Origin of the sequence: Aquimarina sp. BL5 (genome assembly GCF_003443675.1) — a bacterium.
GTDB lineage: Bacteria > Bacteroidota > Bacteroidia > Flavobacteriales > Flavobacteriaceae > Aquimarina.
On sequence record NZ_CP031963.1, the window covers coordinates 2,769,333 to 2,790,531 of the forward strand.

Annotated in this window: 22 protein-coding genes; 17 read left to right on the forward strand and 5 right to left on the reverse strand. The window is 31.9% G+C overall.

The genetic code is table 11. The features are described 5' to 3' along the window. Positions 1-6 precede the first annotated feature (6 nt). Positions 7-597: a phage tail protein gene (locus tag D1818_RS11940; protein WP_118459230.1), complete on the forward strand. Its 591-nt coding sequence runs from the start codon at positions 7-9 to the stop codon at positions 595-597. Between the two features lie 157 nt (positions 598-754). After that, entirely contained in the window at positions 755-1,000 is a 246-nt protein-coding gene (locus D1818_RS11945) for a hypothetical protein (protein WP_118459231.1), read from the forward strand. A 202-nt stretch (positions 1,001-1,202) separates the two neighbouring features. Here D1818_RS11945 and D1818_RS11950 read toward each other — a convergent pair whose 3' ends face one another. After that, the gene (locus D1818_RS11950; protein WP_118459232.1) at positions 1,203-2,456 is read right to left on the reverse strand and encodes an ABC transporter permease; all 1,254 of its coding nucleotides are present in this window, start codon (positions 2,454-2,456) and stop codon (positions 1,203-1,205) included. A gap of 139 nt (positions 2,457-2,595) precedes the next feature. On the opposite strand from D1818_RS11950, the gene purH reads away from it, so the two are divergent. The 6 genes from purH (at position 2,596) to rodA (ending at position 9,784) form a co-directional block, all read left to right on the forward strand. Next, a complete protein-coding gene (gene purH, locus D1818_RS11955; RefSeq protein WP_118459233.1) occupies positions 2,596-4,128 on the forward strand; it encodes a bifunctional phosphoribosylaminoimidazolecarboxamide formyltransferase/IMP cyclohydrolase in 1,533 nt (510 codons plus the stop codon). A gap of 43 nt (positions 4,129-4,171) precedes the next feature. Further along, the gene (locus tag D1818_RS11960) at positions 4,172-5,200 is read left to right on the forward strand and encodes a rod shape-determining protein (protein ID WP_118459234.1); all 1,029 of its coding nucleotides are present in this window, start codon (positions 4,172-4,174) and stop codon (positions 5,198-5,200) included. A 139-nt stretch (positions 5,201-5,339) separates the two neighbouring features. Next, positions 5,340-6,167 (forward strand): rod shape-determining protein MreC, encoded by an 828-nt coding sequence (gene mreC, locus D1818_RS11965; protein WP_118459235.1) that lies wholly within the window; start codon positions 5,340-5,342, stop codon positions 6,165-6,167. Next, entirely contained in the window at positions 6,160-6,666 is a 507-nt protein-coding gene (locus D1818_RS11970; RefSeq protein ID WP_118459236.1) for a rod shape-determining protein MreD, read from the forward strand. Before mreC ends, D1818_RS11970 begins: the two co-directional genes overlap by 8 nt. Then, on the forward strand, positions 6,663-8,531 hold the full coding sequence (gene mrdA, locus D1818_RS11975) for a penicillin-binding protein 2 (RefSeq protein ID WP_118459237.1): 1,869 nt from the start codon (positions 6,663-6,665) through the stop codon (positions 8,529-8,531). Before D1818_RS11970 ends, mrdA begins: the two co-directional genes overlap by 4 nt. Next, positions 8,531-9,784 carry a rod shape-determining protein RodA gene (gene rodA / locus D1818_RS11980; RefSeq protein ID WP_118459238.1) on the forward strand — a complete coding sequence of 418 codons (1,254 nt, stop codon included), beginning with the start codon at positions 8,531-8,533 and terminating at the stop codon, positions 9,782-9,784. The genes mrdA and rodA overlap by 1 nt, the downstream gene beginning before the upstream one ends. A 3-nt stretch (positions 9,785-9,787) precedes the next feature. Here the strand turns inward: rodA and D1818_RS11985 are convergent, their stop codons facing one another. Beyond that, entirely contained in the window at positions 9,788-10,591 is an 804-nt protein-coding gene (locus tag D1818_RS11985; protein ID WP_118459239.1) for a DNA/RNA non-specific endonuclease, read from the reverse strand. A gap of 467 nt (positions 10,592-11,058) precedes the next feature. Here D1818_RS11985 and D1818_RS11990 point away from each other — a divergent pair, with 467 nt between their 5' ends. The 6 genes from D1818_RS11990 (at position 11,059) to D1818_RS12005 (ending at position 14,150) form a co-directional block, all read left to right on the forward strand. Then, complete coding sequence (locus tag D1818_RS11990) at positions 11,059-12,654, forward strand: vitamin K epoxide reductase family protein (RefSeq protein ID WP_118459240.1); 1,596 nt, start codon at positions 11,059-11,061, stop codon at positions 12,652-12,654. A gap of 31 nt (positions 12,655-12,685) precedes the next feature. Next, positions 12,686-12,892: a hypothetical protein gene (locus D1818_RS11995; RefSeq protein ID WP_118459241.1), complete on the forward strand. Its 207-nt coding sequence runs from the start codon at positions 12,686-12,688 to the stop codon at positions 12,890-12,892. A 169-nt stretch (positions 12,893-13,061) separates the two neighbouring features. After that, complete coding sequence (locus D1818_RS25310) at positions 13,062-13,256, forward strand: hypothetical protein (protein WP_147406120.1); 195 nt, start codon at positions 13,062-13,064, stop codon at positions 13,254-13,256. Between the two features lie 223 nt (positions 13,257-13,479). Further along, entirely contained in the window at positions 13,480-13,653 is a 174-nt protein-coding gene (locus D1818_RS25315; protein WP_158596932.1) for a hypothetical protein, read from the forward strand. Positions 13,654-13,708: 55 nt separating this feature from the next. Further along, entirely contained in the window at positions 13,709-13,888 is a 180-nt protein-coding gene (locus D1818_RS25320) for a hypothetical protein (RefSeq protein ID WP_147406119.1), read from the forward strand. A gap of 82 nt (positions 13,889-13,970) precedes the next feature. Beyond that, positions 13,971-14,150: a hypothetical protein gene (locus tag D1818_RS12005; protein WP_118459243.1), complete on the forward strand. Its 180-nt coding sequence runs from the start codon at positions 13,971-13,973 to the stop codon at positions 14,148-14,150. A gap of 109 nt (positions 14,151-14,259) precedes the next feature. Here D1818_RS12005 and D1818_RS12010 read toward each other — a convergent pair whose 3' ends face one another. Next, entirely contained in the window at positions 14,260-15,054 is a 795-nt protein-coding gene (locus tag D1818_RS12010) for a tol-pal system YbgF family protein (RefSeq protein WP_118459244.1), read from the reverse strand. 2 nt (positions 15,055-15,056) lie between these two features. Next, positions 15,057-15,620: an RNA polymerase sigma factor gene (locus D1818_RS12015; protein ID WP_118459245.1), complete on the reverse strand. Its 564-nt coding sequence runs from the start codon at positions 15,618-15,620 to the stop codon at positions 15,057-15,059. Between the two features lie 215 nt (positions 15,621-15,835). Here D1818_RS12015 and D1818_RS12020 point away from each other — a divergent pair, with 215 nt between their 5' ends. From D1818_RS12020 to D1818_RS12030, 3 genes are all read left to right on the forward strand, one after another. After that, positions 15,836-16,315: a hypothetical protein gene (locus D1818_RS12020; protein ID WP_118459246.1), complete on the forward strand. Its 480-nt coding sequence runs from the start codon at positions 15,836-15,838 to the stop codon at positions 16,313-16,315. A 94-nt stretch (positions 16,316-16,409) separates the two neighbouring features. After that, on the forward strand, positions 16,410-19,241 hold the full coding sequence (locus D1818_RS12025; RefSeq protein WP_118459247.1) for a CHAT domain-containing tetratricopeptide repeat protein: 2,832 nt from the start codon (positions 16,410-16,412) through the stop codon (positions 19,239-19,241). A 184-nt stretch (positions 19,242-19,425) separates the two neighbouring features. Continuing rightward, positions 19,426-20,052: a response regulator transcription factor gene (locus tag D1818_RS12030; RefSeq protein ID WP_162897276.1), complete on the forward strand. Its 627-nt coding sequence runs from the start codon at positions 19,426-19,428 to the stop codon at positions 20,050-20,052. 33 nt (positions 20,053-20,085) lie between these two features. On the opposite strand, the gene D1818_RS12035 is transcribed toward D1818_RS12030, so the two are convergent. After that, on the reverse strand, positions 20,086-21,198 hold the full coding sequence (locus tag D1818_RS12035; protein ID WP_118459249.1) for an ABC transporter permease: 1,113 nt from the start codon (positions 21,196-21,198) through the stop codon (positions 20,086-20,088). Position 21,199 lies beyond the last annotated feature (1 nt).

Below are 21,199 nucleotides of genomic sequence, written 5' to 3' on the forward strand. Positions count from 1 at the left end.
AAGATTATGGAAGGAACAATGGCAGAAATCAGAATATTTGGTGGGAGTTTTGCACCGAGAAATTGGGCATTTTGTGCAGGACAATTAATGCCAATCAGTCAAAATCAAGCTTTATTTTCATTGTTAGGCACTATCTATGGCGGAGATGGGAGAACTACATTCGCACTACCAGACCTAAGAGGTCGCGTCCCAATAGGCCCTGGAACTGGACCAGGCCTAACTAATCGTAGAGAAGGGCAAAGAGGAGGTGCGGAGTATAATATTCTAAATGCTAATCAATTACCATCTCACAACCATACCGCTACTTTTAATGCGAATGCTGTTGCCAATATATCAGTCCCTGTATTAGCAGATGCAGCAGATCTAGCTGATCCATCTAATGCTACTTTAGCTACTTCAGAAGATACTGGCGGCTCGGAAGTAAAAACTTATAGTAATCAACCTTCCGATGCTACATTAAAACCATTCACAGCTCCATTGGCTGGAAATATTGATGTAGGCTTAACTGGTAATAATCAACCAATAAACAATATGCAGCCTTGGCTGTCAACATATTACATCATATGTCTTCAAGGAGTTTTTCCTTCAAGAAGTTAAATTATTATAATTCCATTTTTGTTAATATCAGTAAGGGTTCTAACATCTTTACTGATATTACAACTACAACATTAATAAACTTTCCAACTATTAAGATTAAATAATATTTTAAGAATTACAACAGTTTTTTCATCAAAAAACGGATGGAATCAAACGAATGGAAATTGGAAAAACATCTAAGAATGGAATATTAATTGAACATGCACAGCTACAGCTACCCTTGACGGGGTATTCTAAAAGTCAAATTACAACTACAAAAACTACTCCTTTTGAAACTCCTAATAACTTTACGTGTTCTGGAGATTATTTCAATTTAATATTTAAAAAATTATGGATTAACAGACAGTTATCAAATGATTTTTATGTAATAGTAAAAAGATCTGATAAGGACACTTTATTATAAACGAGTATTTCTACCTATTTCCTTAAGCTCTGATTCATAGTATCTTTGAACTATGACAATAGTTATAATGACCCCAAACAAAAAAAGAAATATTATGATGAAAGTAATTCCGATTGCCGTGTTGGTAATCATATTGATCGCTTTAGGTATGAATATTTACCTATTATCAAGATTTGTTTAAAATTCAAGGGAATCGTGTACTTTACATTCCAGTTCTGATGGCCTCTACAGGATCTAATCTTGCAGCCATCCAAGCTGGAAAAATACCTGCGATCAAGCCTATTAAGGTTGACCAAAACATTCCCCAAAACATATTTGACGTAGAAAGTATAAATTCGAAATCGCCAGTCATACTAGAAGCTCCTTTTGAGATTAACCAAACCAAAATTAATCCTATCAAACCTCCAAAAACTGCAAGTATTACAGCTTCAAATAAAAATTGAAGTAAAATAAATTTTCTTTTAGCTCCCAATGCTTTTTGGATTCCTATAAGATTGGTTCGTTCTTTTACACTAACGAACATAATATTGGCAATACCAAAACCACCAACCAACAGAGAAAACATACCGATAAAAGCACCTATTCGAGACATGGTTCCTGTTATATTATCTATAAAATCGGTAAACCCCTGTAATTGATTTATGAAAAAATCATCAATTTCATCGGGTTTTAAACCTCTATAAGAACGAACTTTTTGGGTTAAGGAAGCCACAAATTCCGGAACATCAATTCCCGTTTCGGGTTTAATAATGATCATAGGAAACGTAAACTTATTATTATCTCCATAAATTCTTCTCACCAAATTTACAGGCAATATTGCTGAAGTATCTTTGGATTCTCCAAAAAGACCACTCCCCTCTTTCTTTAAAACACCTATTACTGTAAACTTTCTTCCGTATACGCGAATTTTCTTACCAATGGGAACACTCGTTCCGAATAAACTATTGGCAATCTCATCTCCAATTACAATAACAGGAGCGCCACCATTGGACTCTTGCTCATTAAAAAATCTACCTTTAACTACCTGTAATTCTTCTATATCATAATAATCATGAGTAACAGGAGCCATACTCACATTACTGATGCTTTTATCATTGTATTTTATAACCTCCTGACCAACATTTAATAAAAAACTCGCCGCCTTAAGCTTGGGCATAGTTCTTTTAACAAGTTGATATTCTTCAAAAGTAACATCTGGAAATTGTTCTCTTTTCCAATCAGGCACATCCGTAGGACCGAACGAAACTCTGGTAAGATATATAGTACTATTATCTAAAGAACTGATACTTCCCTTTATTTCTTTTTCCAAAGAATCAACAGCGGCAAGAACTCCAATGATAGAGAAAATACCAATCGTCACCCCTAACAAAGAAAGAAAAGTTCTTAATTTATTGTTTCTAAGAGCATTAATCGCAAAATTAAAACTCTCTTTTAACACTCTAAGATAGATAAGCATGTACTATTTTTTGAACAATATAAAGATAGGACGTTTTCCTTATAGTTTTGTTACAAAATATCTAAAACAATTACTGATAATGGGTTGTCTAATTGGTAACTAAATTGCTACTTTTGCGTTTTACTAACTAAAAACTGTCATGAGCAACACAAAAACCGCTAAATCCGCATTAATTTCTGTATTCAGTAAAGATGGATTGGCACCTATCGTAAAAAAATTAGATGAACTTGGTATTACTATTTATTCTACAGGTGGTACTGAAAAATTCATAAAAGATCAAGGAGTTGAAGTCATCCCTGTGGAAGATGTTACTTCATATCCTTCAATTCTTGGTGGTAGAGTAAAAACTTTGCACCCTAAGGTCTTTGGTGGAATTCTGAATCGCCAAAATAACGATAGTGATGTTGCAGAACTTGAACAGTATGAAATTCCACAGATTGATATCGTCATTGTTGATTTATATCCTTTTGAAAAAACAGTTGCTTCTGGAGCATCGGAGCAAGATATTATTGAAAAAATAGATATCGGAGGGATTTCTTTAATTAGAGCTGCTGCTAAAAATTTTGCTGATGTAACCTGTGTAGCTTCGGTTGATGACTATGCTGAATTTTTAGAAACTATTTCTGAAGGTAATGGTAGTATTTCTCAGGAAGATCGTAAACGTTTTGCTGCTAAAGCTTTTAATGTTTCTTCACATTATGACAGTGCTATTTTCAATTACTTCAACAGTGATCACGAAATTGCTTCGCTTAAAATAAGTGAAACCAAAGGAAAAGTGTTACGCTATGGAGAAAACCCTCACCAAAAAGGATTTTTCTTTGGGGACTTTGATGCAATGTTTGACAAACTACATGGTAAAGAATTATCATATAACAACCTTCTTGATGTAGACGCCGCTGTAAACTTGATGAATGAATTTAAAGGAGAAGCACCTACTTTTGCAATACTTAAACACAACAATGCATGTGGTTTAGCACAGCGACCAACTATACATCAGGCATATGTAGATGCATTAGCAGGTGATCCTGTTTCTGCTTTTGGCGGTGTACTGGTTAGTAATTCTGAAATTGATACTGCTACGGCAGAAGAAATTCATAAATTATTCTGTGAAGTAGTAATTGCTCCTTCTTATAGTGCTGAAGCTTTAGAAATTTTAAAAGGAAAGAAAAACAGAATCATTCTGATCCAAAAAGATATTGAGTTACCAAAAACACAAGTTCGTTCTTGTCTTAATGGAGCTTTAGTGCAGGATAAAGATTTAAAAACTGATGCTACGGAAGATTTAAAAACTGTTACTAAAGTTGCTCCAACAAATGCACAAGTAGAAGATTTATTATTTGCTTCAAAAATCTGTAAGCATACTAAATCCAACACTATTGTATTTACTAAAGGAAAGCAATTGTTAGCAAGTGGAACAGGTCAAACATCTAGAGTTGATGCTTTAACGCACTCTATAGAAAAGGCAAAATCATTCAATTTTGATCTTAACGGAGCTGTAATGGCGAGTGATGCTTTCTTCCCATTTCCTGATTGTGTGGAACTTGCAGACAATGCAGGAATCAAAGCTGTCATACAACCAGGTGGTTCTATAAAAGATCAATTAAGTATAGATTACTGTGATGCAAACGGAATTGCAATGGTAATGACCGGAACACGTCATTTTAAACATTAATTTTAGTACATTTACTCAATTCTAACCCTTTTTATTGTTTTATATGGGATTTTTCGACTTCTTTACTGAAGAAATTGCTATAGATTTAGGTACTGCGAATACCTTAGTTATTCATAACGATAAAGTGGTGGTCGATAGTCCATCTATTGTTGCTCGTGATATTGTTACTGGGAAAATAATTGCCGCTGGTAAAGAAGCAGCAATGATGCAAGGAAAAACACACGAAAATATAAAAACCATTAGACCGCTTAAGGATGGAGTAATTGCGGATTTTGATGCTAGTGAGAAAATGATAAGTATGTTTATCAAAGATATTCCGGCATTGAAGAAAAAAATATTTACTCCTGCACTACGCATGGTGATCTGTATTCCATCTGGAATTACAGAAGTAGAGATGCGAGCAGTAAAAGAAAGTGCTGAGCGTGTTAATGGTAAAGAAGTATATCTTATTCACGAACCTATGGCAGCAGCTATTGGTATTGGTGTTGATATAATGCAGCCTAAAGGAAATATGATTGTAGATATCGGTGGAGGAACAACTGAAATTGCTGTAATCGCCTTAGGAGGAATTGTTTGTGATAAATCCGTAAAGATTGCGGGTGATGTTTTTACTAACGACATCATATATTACATGCGTACACAACATAATTTATATGTAGGTGAACGTACAGCAGAAAAAATAAAAATACAGATAGGTGCAGCAACAGAAGATCTGGAGTTACCACCAGAAGAGATGAATGTACAAGGACGAGATTTACTAACAGGGAAACCAAAACAAGTACAAATTTCGTTTCGTGAGATTGCAAAAGCTTTGGACAAATCAATTCTTAGAATTGAGGATGCAGTTATGGAAACACTATCGCAAACTCCTCCTGAACTTGCTGCAGATATATATAATACCGGGATTTATTTAGCAGGTGGAGGATCTATGTTAAGAGGACTCGACAAAAGATTGTCTCAGAAAACCGATTTACCGGTTTACATTGCCGAGGATCCATTAAGAGCGGTAGTTAGAGGAACAGGAATTACTCTGAAAAATATTAATCGCTATAAGAGCGTATTGATTAAATAATAGTTTTCAGAAAATTATAATTAGAATATACCTAAAATCTATTTTTTACGTTATTCTCCTTTGATTGTTTTTAATGTATGTAAAAACACTATTAAAAATAACGAAATCATTATTTTTAGAATTTAGTACCTCATAACCCATGCAGCAGATTATTAATTTTTTAATACGGAATAAAAACTTCCTATTATTTCTGCTTCTATTATTCTTATCCCTTATTCTAACCATACAATCGCATAGTTATCATAAGAGTAAATTTATAAGTTCTACAAATTTCCTTACAGGTGGAGTTTATGGATGGAGGTATTCTATAAACAATTATTTTGGACTTAAAAGTGAAAATGAACGTTTGCTAGAAGAAAATGAACAACTCCGAAATCAAATAAGTTGGCTAACTGCAGACACCATTGCTACAAAGTTTATAGACACTACATCATTTAATAAACCTTTTACTTTCATAAAAGGAAACGTATTTAGAAATGATTACAGTAAAACGGACAATTACATTTTAATCAATAAAGGAGAAAAAGATGGAATTGAGGAGGATATGGGAGTCATTACTGATAAAGGTATTATTGGTATTGTAGAAAACACTTCAAAAAACTACAGTAGAGTTCTTTCTATTTTAAATAGTAACTCTAAAATTAATGCTGGTTTAAAAAATTCAAATCAATATGGATCATTAGTCTGGAATGGTAAAGATCCTAACATTGTGCAATTAGAGACTGTACCTAGGCAAGCAATTTTACAAAAAGGAGATACTATCATTACCAATGGTCGCTCAACGATTTTTCCTCGTGGCATAGGAATTGGTACCATCCTAAATTATAAGCTAGATCAAAATCAGAGTTATTTTTTAATTGACGTACAGCTATTTAATGATATGACTGATATTGGTTTCTTATACGCCATAAAAAGCAATGATGTTTTAGAAATTAAGTCTTTAGAAAACCCCAAAATAGATGAATAATAACGTTCTTTTATATATTGGCAGATTCTTCAGCTTGGTTTTGGTTCAGGTTTTTATTCTCAATCATATTAATTTTCTAGGATACCTTAATCCATACATATACATTATTTTTATACTATTAGCTCCAATTAATATAAACAAAAGCTTGTTCCTTTTTCTAAGCTTTATTCTGGGACTTACGATAGATATGTTTGGTGACTCTGGAGGTGTTCATGCTACCGCATGTATTGTTATAACCTATATACGTCCGGTAGTTCTAAGATCGGTTTTTGGTTTAAGCTATGAATTTCAAACGGTCAAGCTCAGTAAAGTTGGTTTTGGGCAACGATTGGCGTATGTCACTTTAATGGTTTTCATGCACCATATTATACTTTTTTCATTAGAAATATTTAACTATTCTCATACACTAATAATAGCAAAAAAAACGTTATTTTCTAGTCTATTCTCCATCATCGTAATTATGTTGGTTTTGGTATTGTTTAGAAGAAAAGATTCATGAGAAAATTATTACTTTATCTTATTATAATGAGCACTGGTATTGTTTTTATTGCCAGACTCTTTTATCTACAAATTTACAACACTTCTTTTGCTGCTCTCTCAGATGACAATGCTATCAAAGTATTATACGATTATCCACAACGTGGAGCAATTTATGATAGGAATGGTAAACTTTTAGTTACCAATCAACCATCGTATGATGTTATGGTAATACCAAGAGAATTAAAGCCTTTTGATACTCTAGAATTTTGTTCTATCCTTAAAATAACAAAAGAGAAACTTGTAAAACAATTGAATAAAGCCAGAGTATATTCTCCTCGTGTTCCTTCTGTAGTTATTCCTCAGTTAACAAAAGATGAGTATGCTTATTTACAGGAAAAGATGAGGAAGTTTGATGGGTTTTATATCCAGAAACGTTCTCTTAGAGATTATCACACAGTAAATGCGTCTAATGTACTTGGATATATTGCAGAAGTAAATGATGGGTTGATAAAAAAGGATCCTTACTATCTTTCTGGCGATCTGATTGGAATGCAAGGAGTAGAAAAACAATATGAAAACGAACTTAGAGGAATAAAAGGAATAAAAAGGATTCAAAAAGATAGATTTAACCGAGATATTGGTCCCTATAAAAATCGCAAATATGATACACTACCTGTTAATGGAAAAGATCTAACCATTACTATTGATGAGGAACTACAGGCATATGGACAAAAACTAATGGAAAATAAACGTGGTGGTATTGTAGCACTAGATCCTGCTACCGGAGAAATTCTCACTTTAATTACCGCTCCAAGTTATAAACCAGAATTATTAGTAGGCCGAAAAAGATCTCCTAATTACACAAGGCTGCACTATGATTCTATTTCCAGACCATTATTTGATCGAGGTGTAAAAGGTGAATATCCTCCAGGATCTCCATTCAAAGCTATTACCGCACTGATTGGGTTACAAGAAGGCGTTGTAGACACCAGAGAAAGTTTTTCTTGTAATCATGGATTTCGATATGGAAAAAAAGCTAAACTTGGTTGTCATTCTCACAGAAGCCCATTAAGTATGATTCCCGGTATTGCGCAATCTTGTAATGCATATTTTGCGAATGTATATCTAAGAAGTATTAACAAATATGACACTCCGCAAGAGGGTATCGACAATTGGAAAAAACATGCGGAAAGCTTTGGATTAGGAAACTATTTAGGTAATGATCTATCCAGTGGTAGTAAAGGATTAATTCCTGATTCTAAATTATACAACAAGCAATATAAATATCCAAAATACAAATGGTATGCTACCGCTACCATATCTAATGCTATTGGTCAGGGAGCAGTATTAGCAACACCTATACAATTGGCTAATATGACTGCCGCTATAGCCAATAGAGGCTATTTCTATACTCCTCATATAATCAAAGCCATTGACGGTCAACCTATAGAAATAGAAAACTTTACAAAACCAAAATACACCACCATAGACAAAGAACATTTTGAACCTGTAATTGAAGGGATGCATCAAGTATACACTCAGGGTACTGCTAAGTCTTTGCAAATAGAGGATATAGAAATTTGCGGAAAAACAGGTACCGCAGAAAATTACACGAAGGTTAATGGACAAAGAATGCAATTAACAGATCATTCCGTATTTATTGCTTTTGCACCTAAAAAAAACCCTAAAATAGCTATCGCAGTTTTTATAGAAAATGGATATTGGGGATCTAGATACGCTGGTAAAATTGCCAGTTTAATGATAGAAAAACACATAAAAAGGTCCATATCCAGGACCGATCTTGAAGACTGGGTACTAACCCACAGTCTTGAAGAAGAATATGCAAAGCCATATAGCGGAGAACCTTTTAAAATTAACCAATAATGGCTAAATCGACTATTGTAGCCATAGACTGGTTAACTGTGTTTCTATTTTTATCATTAATCGGTTTTGGATGGGTAAATATATATTCTGCATCTTATGATGATGAAGTTTTCTCTTTGACCGATTTTTCCAGACCATATGTAAAACAATTATACTGGATCGTCTTAAGTGTTATAATTGTAATTATCACTCAAGCAATCGAAACCAAATTTTATGAACGATTTGCAGGCCTAATTTTTGTAGTATCCTTGGTATCACTTTTAGGACTTTTTATTTTCGGAAAAAATGTAAATGGAGCAACATCTTGGTATGCTTTTGGCCCTGTCGGGCTGCAACCATCGGAATTTGCAAAAGCAGCTACTGCGTTAGCACTAGCGAAGTTCTTAAGTGATATGCAAACAAATATTAATTTGATTAACCATCAGCTAAGAGCATTCTTAATTATAGCATTACCAGCGTTGATTATTATACCTCAGCCAGATCCTGGAAGTGCGTTAGTATATGCTGCATTTTTCTTTCCATTATACAGAGAAGGTCTTGCAGCTACCTATCTAATTATTGGAGCCTCTGCTGCTGCCCTATTCATACTAACTTTATTATTTACACCTTTATGGGTAGTTCTTGGTATTGGAGCCGTTATGCTACTAATTTTAATTAAAAACAGAAAACAAAAACCAAGATACTCCAGATATTTACTAACTATTGTGGTGATTACGGGATTTTGCTTTTCCGTAAACTATATTTTTAATAATGTTTTCGAACAAAGACATCGAGATCGTTTCAACATTGTTCTCGGAAAAGAAGTAGACTCTAAAGGTATTGGTTATAATACAAATCAAAGTCAAATTGCTATTGGTAGTGGAGGATGGACTGGAAAAGGATGGAAAGAAGGTACACAGACTAAAGGTGGCTTTGTACCAGAACAACATACAGATTATATTTTTAGTACTGTTGGAGAAGAGTGGGGTTTCCTTGGTGCAGCTACCGTGGTTATACTGTTTATTGGCTTACTCATAAGACTTCTGTATTTAGCCGAACGACAGAAATCCCAATTTAGTAGGGTTTATGGATATAGCGTAGTAGGTATTCTATTTGTACATTTTGCCGTAAATGTAGGAATGGTTACAGGTTTGCTTCCGACAGTAGGAATTCCTCTTCCGTTTTTTAGTTATGGTGGTTCAGGATTGTGGGGGTTTACACTTCTACTTTTTATCTTTGTAAAATTAGATGCGAATCGGGTTAACGAATGGTAGTCATCAGAATTTCCAGCCGTTTTTATTAGAAGACGCTTCTAGTTTATTTTCTATAGTATCTGGTAACTCCTGGAAAAAGTCAATCCCGGTTAGTTTTTCGATGCTATCGGTAGTAACAACAAAATCTTCTAAAGGCCTATCTGAATCCTCATGAGGAATCAAAAATGCTATCATTTTTGAGTTTTTAGAGTTCTTATTAAGAATTACTTTATAAAAATATTTCGGCACAGAAACCGCTTCATAACCAATTGTCTTAAGATCATCCGTTAAAACTCCCCCTGTGATCACATAAACACCATCATACTTACTTGCCCAATACCGGACTTTTTGCTCTAAATAATTCCAAACACCAGCATTAAACTCATGATTCTGAGGAGAAACATTAGAAGTAAGAAAAGTTTCCTCAAAAGCATCATACGAAAACCCTCTATCCCCAGCAGGGCATAAATGGCCTCTATCATATCCTGAGTTCTTATAGTTTCTCCAATCTGCCGAAGACGACCTTACCTTATTATCAACTTCAAAAAAAGGTCTCTTGAATTCATTTTTGACTAGATGTTCTTTTTTTAATTCATAAGCTACCCACTCTGGTTGCTCATGTTTTTCGGAATAGGATAAAGAGTAGTTATCATGCGATACCACAATACCTGTTGTGGATGTTGGAAGATAAAAAAAACTAAGTTCTTTATTTTTAACTATCTGCTCCGTTGCATCTTTCGTATTAGTTACATCTATTTTTTTTTCTATATAATAGAAGCCAACGGTAACAATAATAACCAACAACGGATATATAAACTTTCTTTTCAAATTTCGATTTTTAATGATTATCACTAGTCAATTCACAAAAGTATCAAAATCAACCTACATTCAGATAAGGTTTGTTTTTTTAGATTATAATTAATCAAGAAAGTTACTATCTATTATTGTCTGAAGCGCAAAGTGTCGAATAAAACCAAACTTTAACACAAATCAAGCACTACGTTTTTGGAGTGTTTTAAAAAACTATAAACATTTGAATAACAGTATCTTAATACTGTAAATTAACATAAATAAATTATAAAATTACGGTTATTCCATTCCTATTTTATGTAGTATCCTCGTCGAGTATACGTTTTAAAATTTCTAATTTAGAAGGCTTTTAATTTTGAAAATTATTTTTTCGAAATATCTGATATCAAGAGAAATCAGCCTATAAGTTGACATGGGGCGATCAACTTTTATAGTATCTTTATCAGAAGTGAAGCACACGAAAACAAAATCATCTTAAAGGATACATGAAAAACAACATTGAAAATATAGTTGAAACTGTTTTAATTCAGAACAGGATCAGCAACTACGACAAAAAGGATTTAGAACTACAATTACAAATACATCCCAATTATCCAAGTTTTCAATCTATTACAGATACACTGGATTATTTTAATATCGATAATATTGCTGTAGAAGTTCCTATAGACGCTTTGGACCAACTCCCTAAAAGTTTTGTTTCATTAGTACAAAAGGATAACACAGAAGAGATTGTTTCTGTTATTAATAAGAATGGAAGCATTCAATTGAAACATACAGATCTTGAGAATACAAAATTCACCTATGAAGAATTTAAGAAAATATGGGTTCCTAAGGTAATAGCCGTAGAGCATAACACAGGAAAAAGTGCTATTTTCTCAAAAGAATCTCTTATTCAGAACGTTCTGTTTGGAGCTTTGTTAGTGAGTTCAATTATCGCTTTAGTTTTTAAACCGTTTGATCTTTACCAAATACTATTTTTATTATTATCTATTTCTGGAGTTGTTTTTAGTCTTTTTGCTGTTAGAGAAAGTTTAGGTATACAGTCTAATACTATGCATCAGTTTTGTACATCTGTAGGGAACTCTAATTGTGGGGATGTAATTAATAACAATACAGGGAAACTGTTTAAGAACTTTTCATTAGCAGACGCAAGTATTGTATTTTTTGGCATTCTAACCATATACCAACTATTTTATGGCTTTGATAGTACCTTACTATTGCCAACCCTTATCGGAATCCCCTTCATTGTATATTCCCTATATTCTCAAGCATTTATTATAAAAAAATGGTGTGCAATATGTATAGCTATTAGTACCATATCTACTGGTTTAATTGTAGTTGCTTTACTTGGTCTTTCTTTTAACTTCACCTTAGTATCCATTGCTGCTTTTGTCATGGTTTCTGCACTGGCTACTTTAGGTTATATTCATGTGAAAGAGAATATGGTCGAGAACAAAGATTATAAAGGCGATAATATAAAGCTTAATCACTTTAAGCGTGATAGACAGATATTTGATTACTTATTAAGTATATCTGATAAAATAGAAGACAATACTTCAATTGCTAATGAAATTGTCTTAGGTAACCCTAATGCTAAATTTAAGATTGTAAGTCTAACCAATCCTATGTGTGGTTACTGCAAAGGTGCTTTTGAAGCATACACTCGCGTATTAAGGACGATGAGCGAACAATTACAAATCGTTATACGATTGAAAGTATCATTAGATGATCTTGATAATCAAGCGACTCAGATAAGTTTACGATTAATGGAGCTATATCATGATAACGGATCTGATAGTTTTATTAATGCATATAGTGAATGGTTTAATGATAGAACTTTTAGTACCTGGATAAAAAAGTATGGAACTCCAAAAAATAATGAACACCATATTGGAGTTCTTAAAAATCAATCCGAATGGGCAGAAAAGAATAATTTATTCTATACTCCTGCTTCTCTTATAAACACCTCGATATACCCTAAAAAGTATAGCTATGATGAGTTTTTTCACTTTACTAGTATGATGATTGAAAATCAAAATGAACACGATTATGAAATTGAAGAAAAATCAGTAGGTGTTTGATTAAAATACAATCCAACTTAAATCGAATTATATGTTATCAAAAATTTTAGCAGTAAAAGGTGTTCAGGAATTGAACAAAAAACAACAAAGATCGGTCAAAGGAGGTATTACATTTCCTGTATCAGATGATTGTGGATGTATCGTTATGGGACGTAATGGATATCTTGAAATTATCGCAGTATCCTGCAGCAGCACATGTCCTGATGGTACTGATCCAATTGGCGGCTTAGGATTTTAAACAATTAAAAATTTCCTATAAACCAGAAAAGAAACTTTTCTTTTTAGAAAAGCTAAATTACGAAAAGAAGTATTATATACTCTTTTTCTTCACACACTCACTCAGATATTTCCCCGAATGTCTTTAAACTTTTGGGGAATATTTTTTTTTAACTCTTAAACCTATAATTATGTTACAATCAATTTTAAATCTTACCGAGGTTAAAACATTAAACAAGACACAACAAAAATTAATTTCTGGAGGCTATATACCTACCTTAGAACAATTCTGTTGTGGACCACGTTCTCAAGGGTGGTGGATTCAGCAATATCCCTTTCTAGGAAATGATCCTTATTACACTTGCACTTACGACGTGTGTAATTAATAAATGAGCTTGATAAGTTTTCATTTCTAAACAGAAAATAATCTCGAAGCCTTTAAATCAGGAAATAGTTTAACCCCAATACCAATTAATTAAATAAAACGTAAACTGTTTTGTCTTCTCAATAATCCATTCGATTATAGTGAAGAATGTCAGTGTGGTTTTTTATTGCCATACTTATTGGATTTTATCCTTTTCAATATCAAAACTTTAAAACAAATTAATTATGTTAAACGATTTTTCAAAATTAAACGGAATCAAGCTTCTTAAAAAAGAAGATCAAAAATCAATTAATGGAAGTAGTTCAGGATGTCCTACAGAGTGTATTACTGATAGCAATTGTTGTCCTGGAAAAATCTGTGTTGGTTGTATTTGCACATATCCAGGTGGGCCTTATTAACCCAATAAATAAGAAATCAATATTATCATATAAAAACTTTTCAAACTTAAAAATCATGAATCAAATTCTAAAAATTAAAAAAGCGAAAAGACTAAGTAAAAAAGAACAACACTCTGTAAATGGTGGTTTTGGGAACATCATTATATGCACTATGGAGACTGACGGACAAACTTGTTTCGATACTCCTTCAGGAAATCCTGGTATTTGTATGGACGGCGTTTGTTATGATTGCTAACATTATAGAAGTAAATACATTTACTTCGCATGTTAGAATGCAATATTTTTCAATATCAAAACTCTAAAAAAACCTAGAAATTATGAAACAAATCAAAAAGTTAGAAGGAGCTAAAACACTTTCTAAAAAACAACAACAGGATGTAACTGGCGGCGTATATGTTCTTGCTAAAAATCAAAACAGAAGACGACGTTGTGATCCAGCACTAAGTTGTTGCTATCATAATGGATATACATGGGTACAAGGACCTCCTTGTTTCTAAGAAATTTCCGTTTTGTTAAAGAGCAAGACGTAAGATTTTATGAAAGGATTAAATCAATGATTTAATCCTTTTTCTTCTTTGATATAATTAATTCGTGATTATATCGCTATTAGTCTATAACCAATAACAACTCTTTTGCTTTATTATAATTAAAATTAGTGGAATCACTAATTATACTAGAAAGTGTTTTCTTTAATTCTACCTTATCATTCATCCTTAAATATATCAAGCTTTTATACCATAAAGCCTTAGATTTATCTAAAGAAACAGAATGCAATAGCTTATCAAAACTACTTAGCGCATCTTTTGTCTTATCTAATTCGAGATATGAAATTCCTATATAACTATATATTAACGGATCATTATTTTCTTTTAAATAATCTTCGAAAAAAGTGATCGCTTTTTCATACTTCTTAGCTTTGAAGGCTATAATCCCATTATTCAAAAATTCATTTTGAGATCCTCTTTTAACTATAGAAGGAAGATCATTTTCTGTATAATATTTTGAGTACAAATCAGTGGTAGATGAATTTTGATTTAAAAAAATAGCAGATAATAATACAATGGTAAAAATACCAGCAATAGAAGTAATGAATATTCGTCTTCTTAACGAATACTGTGATTTTTTATACCTTTTTCCTGCAGTACTTATATTGGATTTTATTTCAGTAGCTTCATTACTCTTAATGTAATCTTCTATATCATTTCTTGCCTGTTTATTTTTAGTTCCCTTCAAAGAAAGCCAGCTTTCCTTGTTTAAATGATGATTAATTTCATTAGCTAAATTCACCTCCTTTTTCAACTCCATATCCTTTGACATCATTAGCTCAAACTGTTCTTGCTCTTCAGAAGTCATATAACCACACAAATAGGCTTCAATTTTCTTATATATCTCTTCGTCCATTTTTAACTTAAATCTTGATATTTACTATCTCTTTTAATAAGCTCTGCTAAGCGTTTTTTGCATTTAAAAACCCTTTGGAAAGCTACATTTTCTGATGAATAATTAAACTTCTCTACAATTATATCATACGACACTTTATTAAAATAATCCTTTAAAAGTTTGATACAATTATCCGAGAGTTGATTCATCTTTTCCTCAAAAAGTTCCCAACGTTCTTGTTCCAAAATAAACGAGCTATGTTTATTTTCTTCAATGACTAGTTCTTTTACATCTGTATTTCTTACCCTATTTTTTCGTTTATTTAATTCTTTACGCCAAAGATTTTTACAAACGGTAAATAAATATCCTTCGAATGTGGATGTGATTTCAAATTTTCTAACTTTTAATCTAACAATTAACTGAAATAAAGCATCTTGAAAAACCTCTTCTGCATCTTGATAACCTCCTTTATTTTTTCTTACAAAAGATAAAACTGGCTGGAAGTTATTCTTATAAATCTCGTCAATCACAGATTGATCACCAGATAAAAGACCTTCCAAATAGTTTTTACTTTCTAATTTTTGCATTTTCGTAATCTTCTGAGGATATTTATTATTAATATTATCTATAACCTGACTCTAAAGAAAGACTAAACTAATATATTATCAATTCTTTATATAATTCATTTAGCAAAAATCGCTCCTAAGAATGAAAAAAATCATAAACTCTTAGGGTAAGAATTTCAATTTGTTGTAACTATATTATATAAAGAATAGATAATATTTAAACTTTAAAAACTAGTATGAAAACAAAAAAAGTAATTTGGGGATTGTTGATTTCATTTATCACTATAAGCTGTTCTACAGATGACTCCCTCATTGAAAATGAAAAAAACACGAAAAACTCACTCAATAAATCTTTCTATTTCGATCCAGAAGATCTAGGAGAAGAACATGAATACGGCATGCCTTTCGATAATAGTTATGAAGGTGAAGGCTTAATAATAAAATTAGTATATCATACAGAAAACGAAGATAAGCGAACAAAAATTCGTAGGGAGTTTTCAAATAAACATTCTGATTTAGTCTTGGTCAAAATAGCAACACCAGAATCTGAAGTAGAACATTGGTTTTTGACATACTTGTCTGGAATAGATTATTCTAGAGGCGCACAAGATTTACCAGAAGAAGATGACGATCCAAGTACAATTGATCTTTTATATGAATATAGAAACATTATTTCAAAAATTAGATCAAATGACAGAATTAATATATATGAATAATAAAACTTCATATAAGTTTTAAAAATATATTAAATAAGTGGTATAAGGGTATATAATTTTTATCTTGGAGTAGAACTATATACCCTTTTTATTGATGCATTTAAAAAGTTACTATTTACTCCTAACACTTTTTATTCTTTATCTTCACTCTAATGCACAAACTGCTACCAATTGGGAGACTATTTTAGCTTCGGATCTAACTATAGTACAAAAGCGTACTAAAATTGATTCTTTAGTTAGCTTTTACAAAAAACAAGGAAACGATTCTTTATTGGAGCGCATAACCCATAAATATGCTATATGGCACTATAAAAATACTTCTCTAGACCTTGCAATACGAACAGCAAAGCAATCTTTAGAATTAAAGAAAAAAATGACTCCTACCAACCCTTCATTAATTCAGCATGGATTAAAAAATCTTGGGTTTTTCGCTTATAAACAAGGTAATTATTCTAGAAGTATTGCATATAATGAAGAGATAATTGCTATTAATTCTAAAAACGATTATGCTGCAGATGCATATTCTAAATTAGGTAGATGCTATACTAATATTTACGATTATCATAATGCTGTAGTTCATTTTGAACTAGCAAATTCTCTATTTTGGGATAATAAAGATTATAGAAGCATTGTGGCCAATGCCATTAATGCTGGTAAATTATATATAAAAATTGGCACTGTAAATAGTTTGAAAAAAGGAATTAAAAATGCTTTAATAGCAGACTCCTTATCATTACAAATTAAATCAAGAGCAACAACAAGATACAATCTGAAAATTATTTTAGGAACACTTTATAATCAGGATGATAATCTAAACACGAAAAAAGCTTCTTTCTATTATGATCAAGCTTTGTCTATAGCTAAAGATCTTAAGGATTCAATCCTAATCGCAAAAACTTATGAACTTAAGGGAAACCTTTACAACACTGTAGATCAGGATCTAGCAATTCAATACCATCAAAAAGCTATTCGAAACTTTACAAAAAATGACTCCGTATCTTTGGCGATTAGCATATCCAATATTGGATTTTGTTTGGTGGAGCAGCAGAAATTTAAAGAAGGTTTTACTCATTATCAAAAGGCTATTAGTTATTTTACAGGACAAAAACTAAATAACCGGGAAGTTTCCTCGCAAACAAATATATTGTCTGAAACATTAGATTCATCGCATCTTTTAACAACTTTAGAGGATCTAGCAGATGCGTATTTAAAACATTATCGATCTACAGATGATCAATTGTCTCTTAATAAATCAATTAATACATTTTTACTCGCTGACGAAATGATCGATCTAATTCGTATTGAGAGTCAGGAATTTCAATCCAAACTATATTGGCGTAAACATAGTTCTGCCTTATATGGACGAGCAATAGAAGCTTGTTTTCTTGCCGAGGATATCGACAATGCCTTTTATTTTATGGAAAAAAATAAGGCGTTAATTTTAACAGAAGATATAACGAACAACAGACTTAAACAGTCAATTTTACTACCAGAAAATATAGTAAACAGAGAAATTAAACTTCAGAAAAATATATACTTACTTAATAAATTAAAAAATAAGGGTTCCAATAAAAAAGAACTCGATATTATTACCATAAAAATTTTAGATCTTAAAAGAAATTTAAAAAAATTACAGGATAGTATAAAAGATATTTTTTCGGATTACTCTAAGTTTAACGTTCAGTCTTCTCCTATTACCAGTCTTAAATCTATCCAAAAAAAACTTGATGATCAAACCGTTCTTGTAGAATACAATATATCTAACCACATTGATTTTAAATCTATTGATGATGATAATGGTTATACTCCAATCTACGAAGGAAGTGATTATGGCAAAAGAGAGTATTCTAAAGGATACCTTGTTTACATTACTAACGACGAGAGCCATCTCATACAATTACCCAATATCGATAACCTAAAAAACACTGTTGATTTATTCATCAAAAAATCCGCTATTCCTTTTGGCACAGAAAAAGATATTGTATCATACTCTGATATTGGGCATAAAGTTTTTAAGTATCTATTTCCTAACGAAAAGATCAAGGAAATTATATCTGGCAAAAAACTAATTATTATTCCTGACAATTATTTAAACTATGTTCCTTTTGAAGCATTAGTAACTACTAGCAATTTAGCTAAAAAGCCTAAATACCTGATTGAAGATTCGGAGATCAGTTATGGATATTCAAATTTCTTCCTGAAAAATTCATCAGATATTGTTTCTCCTAAAAGTAAAGTTTCGTTTCTAGGTTTTGCTCCAGGTAATTTTGAAAAATATAACCTACCCCCTATTGAGAACAATAGGAATGAGGTTAATAATATCAGTAGCCTCTTTTCTGGAGAAGTATTGATAAATGATAATGCTACTAAAGAAAATTTTCTTACTAAACTAAAAGATCAAAACATCATACATCTGGCAACACATGCAGATGCTCTAGATTCTATTTCGCCTTGGATTGCTTTTAGTAATAATAAATTAGACCTTGAAGAATTATATCTTACTAAAAACCAAGCTGACCTAGTAGTACTAAGTGGTTGCAATACATTACTCGGCAAACAAGAAACTGGAGAAGGAGTGATGAGTCTAGCCAGAGGTTTTTTTCATTCTGGTGCCAAAAGTGTAGTTTCTTCTTTATGGAATGTTGATGATAGATCCACATCCTATATAATGAACGAGTTTTACAAAAACTTAAAAAATCAACAAACTAAATCACAAGCTTTAAGAGAGGCTAAACTAAAATATCTTAGGAATAGCTCTTTATCAGAAAGCTCTCCACATTTTTGGGCTACGTTTGTTTTATTAGGCGATACTAGTCCGATATCAATCCATTACTATCCATATGCTTATTGGTCACTTATCTTATTACCTATTATTCTCTTCATTTGCATAGTATTATATAGAAGATCTAAAAAGAGAGATTCTTAAAAAGAATAAAACCTTACTATCTCCTTTAAAAGCGTATGGAATCTATTTTCAATGCACTTTTCTCATTTTAACATTTTCTTATGGGTAAGAAATCACAAGATAGATAACTACCACATAGATGGTCATTTTCAACTACTATAGTTGGAGCCATTATTCATCAATCAAAAAACGTCAAATCTACAGTATGAAAACAATTGCATTAATCGAAAATGGCACTTTTTTAAAGACAAATTGTACTCCCGTAATAAATAACTCCAAAAGATTTAAAGTAATTGCCAATTTTAAAAACTATGAATCAGCATTACAAAACATCGAAAAATCACATCCTGATATTATTCTTATAGATATAGATATACCAGCTATTAATGGCATTGATAACATAAAACATATTAGAAACATATTTCCTGAAATCAAGATAATCATTTTGACAAAAAACCAACAACATACATTCGTTTTTGATGTACTATCTTCTGGTGTTCTTGGATATCTTATAAAAAATGAAAACCTACAAATTATTGAAGCTCTAGAACAATTAGAGCAAGGAGGTGCTCCGATGAGTACAGCTATTTCACGAATGGTTATTGAATCTTTTCAGGATCACGATTTTAAAGAACTCACTAAAAGAGAAAATGAAATACTTAAATTATTAACTAAAGGTAAAAGTTACTCTACTATTGCAGAAAAACTTTATGTAAGTCGCAATACTGTAAAATATCATATAAGAAACATTTACGAAAAGCTAAATATTTATTGTAAAGATGAAGCTATAAAACTTGTGAATAGTAAAAAAAGATATTTAAAAACTGGATGAAATGATCTAATGTCTGAAATCCCTTTAACATTTCTACCCCTTAACATCCAATGCATCTCGTAATGCATTACCGATAAGCATAAATGCCATTACAAGACTCATAATACCTAAACCAGGAATAATCGCCAGGTATGCTTTCCCTAGAATGATATAAGAATAATGATCTTTAATCATAGCTCCCCAACTAGCCATTGGTGGTTGTGCTCCAATACCTAAGAAACTCAATCCACTTTCTATTAGAATAGCTGCAGCAAAATTGGCCGCAGAAATTACAATTACCGGTGCTAAACTATTAGGTAATATATGTTTTGTGATTATCCTAAAATGATTATACCCTAATGCTTTTGCTGCAGTTACATATTGCATTTGCTTTATACTTAGAACTTGCCCTCTAACAACTCTGGCGACCTCTACCCACATCGTTAACCCAACGGCTATGAAAACTTGCCAGAAACCCTTTCCTAAGGCTAATGTAATAGCAATAACCAAAAGTAAGGTAGGTATAGACCAGGTTACGTTAATCAACCACATGATGAAAACATCTACCTTTCCTCCAAAATAACCTGCTATAGCTCCTAAAGATATCCCTAATAGCAAGGAAATTAATACCGCAATAAAACCAATCGAAAAAGAAATTCGAATTCCGATAAGCATTCTACTTAATAAATCTCTTCCATATTTATCCGTACCTAAAATGAAGGTTTGGTTTTTAATAAATTCTTGTTCTATTTCTTCTTTTTGAAAGTGACCAGAAAAACTTGTGAATTCAATATTTTTAGCAATCCCTGTAAGCTCTCCTTCAGTATATGGGATAATTTCTATCGATGTCTCTTTAAAACTATATGATTCAATAGGGATTTCGGTATCCGTGTTTTTTGTACCAAAGAATATTCTATTAACGTAAGATTGATCATTTCCCGTTCCTGAAGGTATGGTCAACATTGTTACCGAAAAACCAGGTTCTTTGGAATGAATGGATAAATGCATCTGATTTGCATTCATAGAATTATCCGGTGCTAATACATATGCCATAATAGCCAAGAAAGCACAAATAATAATAAACCAAAAACTCAAAACGCCCCAAAAATTTTTCTTAAATCTTTGGAGCGCTAGCTTTGATAATGAATTTGATTTTGTCTTTTGCATT